The 12,477-nt window shown below is 69.3% G+C and carries 6 protein-coding genes and 2 pseudogenes; 2 read left to right on the top strand and 6 right to left on the bottom strand.

Annotated features, from left to right (window positions below; genetic code table 11):
- Positions 1–209: pseudogene (locus LHP98_RS17830) on the bottom strand (Crp/Fnr family transcriptional regulator); the annotation flags it as partial.
- 190 nt (positions 210–399) lie between these two features.
- On the opposite strand from LHP98_RS17830, the gene LHP98_RS17825 reads away from it, so the two are divergent.
- Both LHP98_RS17825 and LHP98_RS17820 read left to right on the top strand, forming a co-directional pair.
- Positions 400–633: a hypothetical protein gene (locus LHP98_RS17825; protein ID WP_227253912.1), complete on the top strand. Its 234-nt coding sequence runs from the start codon at positions 400–402 to the stop codon at positions 631–633.
- A 413-nt stretch (positions 634–1,046) separates the two neighbouring features.
- Entirely contained in the window at positions 1,047–1,598 is a 552-nt protein-coding gene (locus LHP98_RS17820; RefSeq protein WP_227253911.1) for a sigma-70 family RNA polymerase sigma factor, read from the top strand.
- Between the two features lie 223 nt (positions 1,599–1,821).
- Here LHP98_RS17820 and LHP98_RS17815 read toward each other — a convergent pair whose 3' ends face one another.
- The 5 genes and pseudogenes from LHP98_RS17815 to LHP98_RS17795 form a co-directional block, all read right to left on the bottom strand.
- Positions 1,822–1,974, bottom strand: coding sequence for a DUF3309 family protein (locus LHP98_RS17815; RefSeq protein ID WP_413687725.1), 153 nt, complete (start codon positions 1,972–1,974; stop codon positions 1,822–1,824).
- A gap of 384 nt (positions 1,975–2,358) precedes the next feature.
- Positions 2,359–10,554, bottom strand: a complete 8,196-nt coding sequence (locus LHP98_RS17810; protein WP_227253909.1) for a GH36-type glycosyl hydrolase domain-containing protein — start codon at positions 10,552–10,554, stop codon at positions 2,359–2,361.
- A gap of 176 nt (positions 10,555–10,730) precedes the next feature.
- Positions 10,731–10,937 (bottom strand): hypothetical protein, encoded by a 207-nt coding sequence (locus LHP98_RS17805; protein WP_227253908.1) that lies wholly within the window; start codon positions 10,935–10,937, stop codon positions 10,731–10,733.
- Positions 10,938–10,992: 55 nt separating this feature from the next.
- The gene (locus tag LHP98_RS17800; protein WP_227253907.1) at positions 10,993–11,223 is read right to left on the bottom strand and encodes a transposase; all 231 of its coding nucleotides are present in this window, start codon (positions 11,221–11,223) and stop codon (positions 10,993–10,995) included.
- A 49-nt stretch (positions 11,224–11,272) separates the two neighbouring features.
- A pseudogene (locus LHP98_RS17795) lies at positions 11,273–12,461 on the bottom strand (IS3 family transposase).
- Positions 12,462–12,477: the final 16 nt, after the last annotated feature.

Raw genomic sequence — 12,477 nt, 5'->3', positions numbered from 1 at the left:
TAGGAACAGGCCCAGCCCGAGGCCAGCACATAGGCGCTTTGGTCGGTCTGGCCCTGGTGGATCATGTCGACACCCACCGCAAAGCTGCGGCGGCGGCGATAGACGTCCGACATCACCGCCAGGTCGCCGGGCGACAGCCGAACGAAGGCCGACAGCTTGCGCGCGAACGGACTGTCCAGGATCGACAGCACGTCATCTTGCTCTGGCATCGCACACCCCTTCGGGAGCGGGCCCGCAACCTGCCGCCCACCCTTTTCCCACCTTCTGCAAGACGAAGCGCGCCGATGCTGATCCAGATCAGCCCGCCGTCGCGATTTCCTGCAAAGATGGGACAGAAGTCGCAGGTTGCAGCCTGCGCGCGCCCATCATGACAGAATTTCCCTGGAAAGTCGAAATCCGATGACCGCGCTGCCAGATATCGCCGGAATTGCCGCGCTTACCATCTGCGAGTCGCTCTTGCTGGCCCTGAACGACCGCAACGTCCTGCCCGAGCGCGAGATCGTGGGCATCCTGAAAGATGCCGCCGCCACCCACACCAACGCCCCCTCGGGCCATTCGGACGCGACGCACCAGGCGGTGGCCGAGGTGATCAACAAGATCATCGACGGCGGAAACTCGGTCCGCCGCCGCTAGGGCTGTCACCGCAGGAGCAACCGTCGCAAGGGGCCGCGCTGCCCGGAAGCCGTCGGCTTTCGCCGGCGTGTTCCGGGCAAGGTCGCTGCCCGGATCGCTTGCCGAACAGCCGTTCGCCTACCGTCAGTCGCGGCCCGATGCGAAGAAATCCGCCGACCCTATCACAGATCAGCATGCGACTCGGTTCGCGATGGCAGGATGTTCTTGTGATGCCGGAACCGGACCGGGATTTCAAACGTTCCGGTTCTTAGGCCGTCCGCTCTCGAGTTCCTCCCCCCCCTGCGAGAGCGGACGGAATCTGCCTGAAGACACTGACACAGACCCTGTTGCAGCTTTCGCGCAGCCTTCGGGACCGCAGTCCCGGGCCGTTTGCAGGTTGCGCCAAGTGCATCCCGTCGAAAAGGACAGCAAGGATGGACCAGACGCTTAGCCCGCCCCGCGACCAGATCACCGACCACCTGCCCGCGCTCCGCGCCTTCGCCCTGAGCCTGACCCGAAACCCCGACCGCGCCGCCGATCTGGTGCAGGATGCGGTGATCAAGGCCTGGACCCATATCGACAGCTTCCAGCCCGGCACCAACCTGCGCGGCTGGCTGTTCACCATCTTGCGCAACGCCCATTATTCGGACCTGCGCAAGACCCGGCGCGAGGTCCCCGACCCCGATGGCCTGCTCGCGGCCCGGCTGATGGTGATGCCCGCCCACGATGGCGTGCTGGCGATGCGCGAGTTTCACGCCGCCTTCGCCCGGCTGTCCGCCGAACACCGGCAGGTGCTGACCCTGGTCGGCGCCCATGGCTATTCCTACCATGAGGCCGCGCAGTCCACCGCACTGGCCGTCGGCACCGTGAAAAGCCGGGTCAGCCGGGCGCGGTCTGACCTGCTGGGCCGGCTGGGCTTGTCGAAGGGCGAGAGCCCGATGCCCGACCCGGACAAGTGTTTCCGCGGCGTCGAGGCCTTCGCCTGAAGACCAGCGACGGCATCGCCACCGGTCTGGCGCAGGCCCTTGCCCGCGTCAGCAAGGGGCTCGCCTGTGCCACTTCAGCATGGGGTTCAGCATGGGGCGAAAGCCAACGCTGCCGGCGGTCGTGCCGGCAGCGGGGCAGCTTCGGGGGGCAGCGTCGGGGCAGGTGTCTGGCTGGGGAACCCGGACCTCGGACGACCCGGTGACCCGCCCCCCAGACCGGCGGCTACAGCCGACCAGTCAGCAGCATGACCAGCAGGATCAGCAGCACCATCCCGACGGCGCCGCTGGGCAGGTAGCCCCAAGAGGCACTGTGCGGCCAGCGCGGCAAGGCGCCGATCAGCATGAGGACAAGGATAATGATCAGAATGTTGGTCAGCATCGCGCAAGCCTTTCTCTGAACAGGTCAGGCCAAGCCAAGGGCGCAGCCCCCGCTATCGCCTGCGGCCCATTGTGGCCTGTCCGCCGTGGCGCTGCACTAACCTGCGAAAGTCACGGCCCGGCTTCTTTGACCGGAACCCGATGCAACGGCCGCCGAACGCTGGCTTCGGGACACCGCGCCCCCTCGCCCCCCCCCGCGCGCGCGCGCCCCGCGTCGCGCGTGCCGCGCCAGGGGCAAGGACCGCGCCCGGTCCGGGCGCGCCGTCCAGGCCTGCGCGGCACAGCTGCTTGCCAGCCGCGCGAGGGTGTTGTCTGGGTGCGACCTGAAAAGCCGGCAGCGGCGTGCCGGGTTGTCCGCAACGGCACGCCGCCATTCTTGGCCTTATCCCAGTTCGATGGTCACCGTCTGGGGTCCGTCCTGCAACGGTATGGTCACGCCCCAGCTTCCCGTTGCCAGTTCTTCGCCGTTCAGATGCCCCGCTGCGATGCCCTGGCCGCTGCCATTCGGATTGAGGATGCTGATCGACAGCCGGCTCTGGCCAAGCGTCACCGTCGCGTCCAGCCTTGGCCAGGCCCTGGGGAAACAGGGGTTCAGCTTCAGCTCGGTCCCGGCGCGGGTCAGGCCCAAGAGGCCCTCGATCCCGGCGCGATACATCCACCCGGCCGAGCCGGTATACCAGGTCCAGCCGCCGCGGCCTTCATGCGGCGCCACCGAATAGACGTCGGCGGCGATGACATAGGGTTCCACCTTGTAGCGTTCGGCGTCCCGCGAGGTCAGCGCGTGGTTGATCGGGTTCAGCAGCGCGAACAAGGCGCCCGCCGCATCGCCATTGCCCAGCCGGGCCTGCGCCAGCACCGCCCACATCGCAGCATGGCTGTACTGCCCGCCGTTCTCGCGCAGGCCGGGCGGGTAGCCCTTGATATAGCCGGGGTCCAGCGGGGTTTCGTCGAAGGGCGGGGTGAACAGCAGCGCAAGGCCGGGGTCGGGGCGGACCAGGTGTTCGGTCATCGACGCCATGGCACGCCGCGCCCGCGCCGGGTCGGCGGCGCCCGACAGCACCGCCCAGGATTGCGCGATGCTGTCGATCCGGCATTCCTGCGACGCGGCCGCGCCCAGCCAGGTGCCGTCGTCGAAGGTGCCGCGGCGATACCAGGCGCCGTCCCAGGCCTCTGCCTCGATCGCCGCGCGCAGCGCCTGCGCATGCGCCCGCCAGAGCGCCGCGCGGGCCGGGTCGCGACTGTCGGCCAGCGGCGCCATGCGGTCCAGCGTGGCGATCAGCAGCCAGCCCAGCCAGGTGCTGGTGCCGCGGCCGGCCTCGCCCACCCGGTTCATGCCGTCGTTCCAGTCGCCGGTGCCGATCAGCGGCAGGCCGTTCTCGCCGGTCAGTTCGATGGCGCGGTCCAGGCCGCGGGCGCAATGCTCGAACAGGCTGGCCGAGCTGTCCGAGACCGCGGGCTGAAAGAAATCGTCATGCGCGCCGGGCGCCAGCGCCGGGCCTTGCAGGAACGGCAAAGGCTCATCCAGGATGCCCGCATCGCCCGACACCGCCACATACTGCGCCACGCCGAAGCCCAGCCAGACATGGTCATCCGAGATCCTTGTGCGCACGCCCTGGCCCGAATGCGGCAGCCACCAGTGCTGCACGTCGCCTTCGGGGAACTGCCGCGCGGCGGCCCGCAGCAGGTGGGCGCGCGTCATCTCGGGCGTGCCGAAGGTCAGCGCCATCCCGTCCTGCAACTGGTCGCGAAAGCCATAGGCGCCGCTGGCCTGATAGAACCCCGCCCGCGCCCAGATGCGGCAGGCCAGCGTCTGATACAGAAGCCAGCCGTTCAGCAGGATGTCCATCGCCCGGTCGGGCGAGGTGACCTGCACCGCACCAAGCTGCCCGGCCCAGAACTGCCGGACCTCGGCCAGGGTGGCGTCCAGGTCGGCGTCGCGGAACCGCTGCACCAGCGCGCTGGCTGCGGCCTCGCTGTCGGCCTGGCCCAGCAGGAAGACCACTTCGGCCGTCTCGCCGGGCCGCAGGGTCAGCCGGCGCTGCAGGGCGGCGCAGGGGTCCAGCGCCGGTCCGACGCGGCCTGACAGCGGCGCGCGGCGAATGCCCGCCGGGGCCGCAAGCGTGCCGCCCGGCCCGATGACCTGGGCCCGGTCGGCGGTCAGGCTGGCGGTCGCGGCCCCCATGTCGGCAAAGGCCACCCGTCCCGGAAAGGCGGTGCTGTAAGTGTTGCGCGCCAGGATCGCCCCGGTGGCGGCATCCAGCGCGGTGACGACAAAGGGCGCCGTGGCCGCGCGCGAGGTGCCCAGCACCCATTCGGCATAGCCGGTGACCGACAGCCGGCGGGTGGTGGTGCCGGTGTTGCGCAGCGTCAGCCGGGTGATCTTGACCGGGGCGTCCATCGGCACGAACTGCTCCATCCGGGCGGCGATGTCGTTGGCCGCATGCTCGAACACCGAATAGCCAAAGCCGTGGCGGGCGACATAGACCCCCTGCCCGCGGATCGGCAGCGCGGTCGGGGTCCAGATGCGGTCGGTCTCCAAGTCATGCAGGTAGATCGCCTCGCCCGGCGGATCGGTCACCGGATCGTTCGACCAGGGCGTCAACTGGTTCTCGCGGCTGTTCTCGGCCCAGACGTGCCCGCTGCCCTCGGCCGAGACCTGAAAGCCGAAGCCGGGGTTGGCGATCACGTTGATCCAGGGCGCCGGAGTGCTGCGGCCATCGCGCAGGACGGTAACGTATTCGCGCCCGTTGTCGGCAAAGCCTCCGGTGCCGTTGAAGAACTCAAGGTCCGGAAGGGCGGGCGCGGGGGCCGGGACCGACGGAAACCGGGCCGGGTCCGCCGGGCCGGCAAGCGGCGGCGCGGGGATTTCCAGTTGCTGGCCGATGCTGCCCCGGCTGGCCACCAGCACCACGCGTGCGACCGACAGCAGCTGCGCCCGGGCGCCCGAATTCAACAGATCGGCGCGCAGGATGTGAGCCTTGCCTTCCGCGGCCTGGTGCTGGTCGTCAGCCCGCGGGCGCGTCCGGGCGGTGCGAACCGCGGTCTCGATGGCAGTCTGCAGGTCTTGCACGTAGGAAGACGAACGGTCGTTCAGAATGACCAGATCGACTGCAAGCTGCCGCATCCCCCAGTATTCCTGTGCGCTTAAGGCCTGGTGCAGCACCGCGATGTCGGCATCGTCGTCGATCAGCACCAGGACGATGGGCAGATCGCCGGAAATCCCCAGCGCCCAAAGCGCCGATTGCGGCGCGGCCCCGCCGACGATCTGGCCGTCCGAGGTGCGCAGCCGCCGGTCAGACCGCAGAACCATCCCGCCCAAAGCCTGGAAATCCGCTGCGTCGGTCGGGCTGATGCCCAGGTGGCGCAACTGCACCTGCGCCTGGGTCCAGGCCAGGGTCTCGGCCCGGTCGAAGGCCGACGTGTCGCGGTGGCGGTCGACCAGGTCCAAAAGCGCCTGGGGCGAATCCGCCGCCATGGTCCAGAACGTCACCCGCGCCACCCCGCCGGCCGGGATGCTGACCCGGCGGCGGATCGAAAAGATCGGGTCCAGCACGGTGCCGGTGGTGCCCGACAGCGGCGCCTCGGCCATTGCCGGCGCGGCGATGCTGCGGCCGCGGCCGATGAAGCGGGCGCGGTCGGTCTCGATCTGGATCGGGGCGGTCTCGGCGCCCTCGACCACCGCGATATGCGCGGCCCAGACCTCGGGGTCGCCGGGTGACCGGCGGCGACGGGTGGCGATGACCACCCCCAGCTCGGGCAGATAGGCGGTGACGACGAACATCTTGGAAAACGCCGGATGCGCCAGATCGGCCGCCTGCGGGGCCAGCACCAGCTCGGCGTAGGACGTCAGCTCGACCTCGCGCGCCCGGCGGCCGGTGTTGGTCAGCGTCACCCGCCGCGCCTCGGCATCGTCCTCGGCCGAAACGACAATTTCGGTGAGGGTGTCCAGCCGGTTTCCGTGGTGGCCGAAGGCCGCATGGTGTTCGCAGAACACGGCGCGGTGGCGGCCGGCATCGGCCCCGGTCGGCTGCAGCCCGCAGGACCAGAGCCGGCCAGACTGGGTGTCGCGCAGGAAGATGAAGGCGCCGGGGGCGGCTGCGGTCGGCTCGGCCCGCCAGCGGGTGATGGCCAGGTCGCGCCAGCGGCTGAAACCCTCGCCGGTGGGCGTCAGCATCACGCCGTAGCTGCCGTTCGACAGCAGGTGCGCCGTTGGCGCCGCTTCGGCCGGCGCCTCGAAGCTGCGGACCGCCGGCAGAGCGGCGGATTCCGTCGGGGCGACCAGCACTTCGCGCGCCCGCGGCGGGGCGGTGGCGACGTCCCGCGGCACCCGTTCCTGCAGCAGCAACTCGACGCCCTGGATCATCGGCTCGGCATGGAAGCGGTCGCGCAACCGGCCGTCCTGCAGGACGTTGGCGATGGCCGTGATGGTCATGCCCTGGTGATGCGCCATGTAGCTGCGGACGATGGCGAAACCGTCCTTGTCCTGCAGCCGCGCGGGGGTGAAATCCACCGCCTCGTAGAAGCCATAGCGCCCCTCGGCCCCCAGTTCGGCCAGCCGGGCATAGTTGCGCACCGCCGCCACCGGATCGACCATCGCGGCAAGGCCGGTAGCATAGGGTGCGATCACCCGGTTCGCGCTGAGGCCCCGCTTCAGCCCCAGCCCCGGCACGCCGAAATTGGAATACTGGTAGGTCATCTCCAGGTCGCGGGCGTTGTAGGCGCTTTCCGAAATGCCCCAGGGCAGGCCCAAGGCGGCGCCATGGGCCTGCTGGCGGGCGACGATCAGCCGGTTGGTCTGTTCCAGCATCGAACCCGTCGGCGCCTGCAGCACCAGAAGCGGCATCAGGTATTCGAACATGCTGCCCGACCACGAGATCAGCGCCGAGCCCGCGCCGATGGGCGTGGCCGCGCGGCCCAGCCGGAACCAGTGCCGGGTCGGCACGTCGCCCTTGGCGATGGCGAACAGGCTGGCCAGACGCGCCTCGGACGCCAGCAGGTCATAGCAGTTGTCGTCCAGCCGGTTGGTGGCCAGCGAAAAGCCGATCGACAAGAGCTTCTTGTCCGGCTCCAGCAGGAAGGCAAAGTCCATCTCGGTCGCCAGGCCCCGCGCCAGGGTCTCGACCTCGGCCAGCATGGCGTGATCGGCGGCTTCGACCTCTGCCTCGGGCAGGCCCTCAAGACAGGTGCGGATCGCCTCGATCCAATAGGCGGCGTCAGGGTCGGCTGCGGCGGCCTGGGCCTCGGCCAGGTTGTCCGGCGCGACGTCGCCGGCCCCGGCGGCACGGGCCAGGTCGATGGCATCGCTCAGGGCCTGACGGCGGGTCGCCTCGGGCACCGGCGTCCGGCCCCAGTCGCGGCAGGCCTGGGCCACGGCGATCAGGCAGCCCGCCAGATTGCCGCTGTCCACCGACGAGACATAGGCCGGGTCCAGCACCCGCAGGTCGCGGGTGTCGTGCCAGTTGTAGAGGTGCCCGCGATGGCGCGGCATCCGCTGGACGGTCTGCAGCGTGTCCTTCAGCCGGGTCAGCGCGGCGGTCTGGCCGATCCAGCCCATGTCGCGGGCCGCCACCGTGGACAGCAGGTAAAGCCCGATGTTGGTGGGTGAAGTGCGGGCGGCGACGGCGGGCCTTGGGGTTTCCTGAAAGTTGTCGGGCGGCAGGAAGTTTTCGTCCGCGGTGACGAAGGTCTCGAAATACCGCCAGGTGCGGCGCCCGATCCGGCGCAGGTCGCGCGCCTGATCGGGCGTCAGGGCCTCGGTCAGGCGTGCCGCCCTTGGCCGACTGATCGCCAGGGCCACGGCGGGCGCCAAGAGCCAGATCAGGCCGAAAGGCAACAGCAGGCCCGCGTTGGCCGGGTTCATCGCCCAGGCCAGCCCGACAAGACCCAGGCCCAGGGCGACCCCTGGCATCCTCCGGCGATACTGGACCGGCAGCGAGGGCAGCGCCCCGCCGCCCGAGCGTGCCGCGGTGACCCATTCCAGCAACCGGCTGTGCGAGATCCGCAGCCGCCAGGCGGTGCGCAAGACGGCATCCAGCATGGTGGCGGCGGTATCGGCCAGCAGGATCAGCGACAGGCCGATCTGGCCCAGTGCGGTGCGCGTCTCGGCCCCCAGGGCGGCAAAGTGGCTGCGCAGGGTCACCCCGGCGCGGGCGGGCACGATGCCGAAGGGCAGCGGCAACAGCCGCGGCAGCGCCAGCAGGACCAGCATCACCGCGGTCCACAGCGTGGCCACGGCCGGCGGCATCAGCCAGCCGGCAAACAGCGTCAGCATCGCCAGCGGCGCCAAGAGCGACCGGCGCAGGTTGTCGAGCATCTTCCAGCGGCCGATGGCCGGGATGCCGTCGCGCCCGGCCTGCCGCGCACCCGACAGCCAGGGCAGCAACTGCCAGTCGCCCCGCGCCCAGCGGTGCTGGCGGCGCAGGTCCACGTCATGCCGGGCGGGGAAATCCTCGACCACCTCGATGTCCGAGGCCAGCGCGGCGCGGGCAAAGGTGCCTTCGAACAGGTCGTGGCTGAGCAGCGCATTCTCGGGCACGCGGCCCGCCAGCGCCGCCTCGAAGGCATCGAGGTCGTAGATGCCCTTGCCGGTGAAGGTGCCCTCGCCGAACAGGTCCTGATAGACGTCGGAACTGGCGGCCGCATAGGGCTCGATCCCGCCCTGGCTGGAAAAGATGCGCTGGTAGACCGAGCCTTCGCCGGTGGTCGGCAGGGCGGCGGTGACGCGCGGTTGCAGCACGCCGTAGCCGCCGGTCACCCGGCCCAGGGCCGCATCGAACCGCGGCCGGTTCAGCGGATGCGCCATCTTGCCGACCATCTGCCGCACGGTGCCGCGCAACAGCCGCGTGTCGGCATCCAGCGTGATGACATAGCGGATGTCCTGCGGCAGTGGCCCGCTGATGGTGTCAAAGCTGGTGTCGGTGGCGCCGCGCAAGAGCCGGTTCAACTCGGTCAGTTTGCCGCGCTTGCGCTCCCACCCCATCCAGACGCCTTCCGAAGGGTTCCACAGCCGGCGCCGGTGCAGGAAGAAGAATCGCGCGCCGTCTTCTGACGGGTAAAGCGCGTTCAGCCGCGCCACCGCCTGCAGCGCAGTGGCGATCAGGCCGGCGTCCTGCGGGGTGGTCTCGGTGGACGCATCCACGGCGTCGGACAGCAGCGCATAATGTACCGCGCCGCCGGTGCTGGACAGGTGATGCACCTCAAGCTGTTCGATCTGGGCCAGCAGTTCCGCCGTGTCGTGCAGCAGCACCGGAACTGCCACCAGCGTGCGCATTTGCGCCGGGATACCCTGCGCCAGGTCCAGCCCCGGCAGCGGCTTGGGCGGGACCGAGCGGGTGACGGTGGTGTTCACGATGGCGCTGCCGGCTTCGGCGGCCAGCGCCGCCCCTGTGATCGCCAGAACCGCCAGGGCCAGGGCCCCTGCCCCGGCCTCGGCCGCCAGGACCAGGCACAACACCAGCAGCGCGCCCGAGACCACAAGGATGGTGGCCAGATAGCCCGACAGGCCAAGCCGCCCCACCCCGCGTTGCTGGCGCAGGCGCAGCGTCGGGCGAAAGCCGATCCGAGCCTCCAGGTCCGCCCGCCCCTCGCCGATCAGCCAGTGCCCCGGATCGCGGGCTGGCGCATCGCCGCCTTGCCGGGCCAGCCCGAGGCAGACTTCGGTGACGGCGGTTTCCGTCAGGTCGGACCGGCGCGCCAGAATCTCGATCTCTGTCCGGTATCGGTTGCGGGTGGCGAAATCCATCGCGGCATAGGTCGGATCATCGCGCAGCTGCGCGTCGATCAGGCTGACCTCTTCGAAGAAGTCGGCCCAGTCCATCTCGGAGACCAGCCGCATCGAGGTGACGATGTTGCGCATGGTGACGTTCGACGCCCCCAGCCGCTGCTGGGCACTGGCGATCACCGCCTCGACCGAAGTCCCCTCGTGCTGCAACCGGTCTTCCAGCCAGTCGAACAGCGGTGTCTGCGCCGGATCGAACCCGCGCAGCCGCTTGGCGATCTGCGCCGCCAGGATCTCGGGCAGCGGCCCGGACTCATGCGCCGCCACGGCGGTTTGCAGGGCCAGCCGCTGCGCCTGGCCGCCAAGCGGGCCTTCGGCCAGCACCGCATCGACGATCGCGTCGGCCTGCAGGCGCAGCGCGTGGCCCTCGACGATCTGCTCGGCCAGCCGGCGCATGTTCTCGACCAGCACGATCCGCAGGGTGATGGCAACGGCCCAGATCTCGCCGATCATCAGCGGCTGCACCAGCTGATAGGCGGCGACATAGCCCGCCAGGACCGGGCCGGAAATCAGGCTGTCGGTATGCGCGACATAGGCCCAGGCCAGGCCGAACACGCGCGGATAGCCGGCAAACGGCCCCTCGGCCAGTTTCGGCAACTGGCGGTAGTAGCCCGGCGGCAGATCGTCGTGGATCTGGCGCAACTGCTGTTCGACCAGGTGGAAATTGTCCAGCAGCCAATCCGCTGCCGGAGAAAGGCCTTGCCCCTGCTGCAGGGCCTGCGCGCAGATCCGGTAGGCATGCAGCAGGACATCGGCATTCTCACGGGTCCGCTCGCTCAGCCGGATCACCCGCGGCCGCACGCCCCTCAGGACGGTCTGCGCGGCGGCCAGCGACTGGGCGTGATGTTGCAGCCGCTCGGGACCGAAAAGGTCGGCGCGAATTGGCCTCAGGTCCTGCCAGAGGGCAGAGGACCTTGCACGTCCTGCCCATGCCCGGGGCCAGATCCCAGCGTTGCGCGGCCTGGATGTTTCGGGCGTCACTTGTCCGGCGTCGCGCCGCGCAGCTCAACCCGCGCAGTCCCTTGCTGTTCCGCACCGATCACCTCGGACCTTGCGGCGTGTGGCACCTGCAGAAACCCCGGCTGCCTTTGCGCGGCCTTGCCCGGCGGCATCTCAGCGCGCAAATCGGTGCGCACGCGGCGCGCCATCGCATACCACCGGACCTCGATCTGATCCCAATCCATCTGAATTCCTTTCGAGTCATGGCAGTGCCCGAGAAACCGTCCTTGCCCTTGCGTCTCAACGTTCCGATGCCGGGTTCGGTTCCGCCACCACGGGAGCATCCTCGCCCTGCTTGTCGAGAAAGGCCTGGCGCCAGCCGATCGGCTGCGGCGGAGGAATCCCCGGGCGGCGGGCCAAAGCCGAACCGCCGACACCGGGTTCCAGCACTCCGCGGACCGCCCGCTCCTTGAATGCATCCGACCAGCGGCGACGCACGCCGACCGGCGCACCGTCCAGCCGCTCGACCATCGGCTCGACCAACTGCAAGCTGGATTTGCCCGACTCTTGCAGAGAGCGTTTAGCTCACTTCCCGGGCCTTTCGCTCGAAGGCGATGGGGCTCTGGAAGCCGGGCGATGAATGCCGCCTGACCGGGTTGCAGAACCCGTCGATGTATCTGGCGACGGCGTTTTCGGCCTGCTGGCGGGATTGCCGGGCGTCCGGCCAGATCAGCTCCGACTTGATGGTTTTGAAGAACGTTTCCAGCATCGAGTTATCATTGCAGTTCCCTCGCCCGCTCATCGAGATCAGGATGTCCCGTTTGCGCAGCAGCGCCTGATCGTCGACAGAGCAGTATTGCGACCCACGGTCGGAATGATGAACCAATCACGGCGCGGGGTTGCGAGCTATCAGAGCACAGCGCAGGGCTTTGACCGCCAGGTCGCGCTTCAATCGGTCACTCGTGGCCCAGCCGACGTCGAGCCATGCTGCCGCCATCGGTCCGAGGCCCATGGCGAGGGCCGGGAGAAGAGGTCCAGAACGACGGCGAGGTAGAGCCAGCCTTCCGCCGTCCAGACATAGGAGATGTCCGCTCCCCGTTTCCTGTCCGGGCCTTCCGCCGTGAAGTCCTGTGCCACGAGGTTGGGGGCGACGGGCCAGGCATGTGCGCTGTCCGTCGTGCGCTTGAAGCGCCGCTCTTGCCGCGCGATCAGCTGGTTCTCTCGCATCAGCCGCGCCGTGCGATGCCGCCCGATCTCATGGCCCTCGTCGACGAGATCGCGGTGCATCCGGGGACTGCGATAGGTCCCGTTCGACAGCGCGAAGGCGGTGCGGATATGCGCCAGATAGACCATGTCCTGCTGTTGGCGGCGACTGGCCGGGCGGTCCTGCCAGGCGAAGAAGAAGCCGCTCTGGCTGACGCCCAGAACACGGCACATCCGGGTGATCGGAAAGCAAGCCTTCTCCGCGTCGATGAAGCCGAAGGTCATCGACGTCGCTCTTTCGCGAAGAAGGCGGCGGCTTTTCTTGGGATGTCGCGCTCCTGCTTCAGCACCGCATTCTCACGCCGCAGACGCTTCAGTTCGGCATGCAGATCGACCGGGACCTCACTCGGCGCACTGGCATCCCGTTCCTGCCCGAGCCACCGCGTGAGCGTTGACAACCCGATGTCCAGATCCTCCGCGATCTCCCGCCGCGTCCTGCCGCTGGCCAGCGCCAGCCGATCCGCTTCACGCCGAAACTCCGGCGTCGGTCTGTTCCCGTGTCCCATCGAACACCTCCCGATT

The organism is Rhodobacter sp. Har01, assembly GCF_020564565.1.
GTDB lineage: Bacteria > Pseudomonadota > Alphaproteobacteria > Rhodobacterales > Rhodobacteraceae > Pseudogemmobacter.
The sequence above is the reverse complement of the archived record's forward strand: the minus strand, read 5'-3'. Positions and strand labels throughout refer to the sequence as shown.

What these genes read in the sequence shown, in the direction of transcription:
- LHP98_RS17825 (WP_227253912.1), top strand. Translation starts at nt 400, where the DNA reads ATGACCGCGCTGCCAGATATCGCCGGAATTGCCGCGCTTACCATCTGC.
- LHP98_RS17800 (WP_227253907.1), bottom strand. Translation starts at nt 11,223, where the DNA reads ATGGTCGAGCGGCTGGACGGTGCGCCGGTCGGCGTGCGTCGCCGCTGG.
- LHP98_RS17805 (WP_227253908.1), bottom strand. Translation starts at nt 10,937, where the DNA reads ATGGATTGGGATCAGATCGAGGTCCGGTGGTATGCGATGGCGCGCCGC.
- LHP98_RS17820 (WP_227253911.1), top strand. Translation starts at nt 1,047, where the DNA reads ATGGACCAGACGCTTAGCCCGCCCCGCGACCAGATCACCGACCACCTG.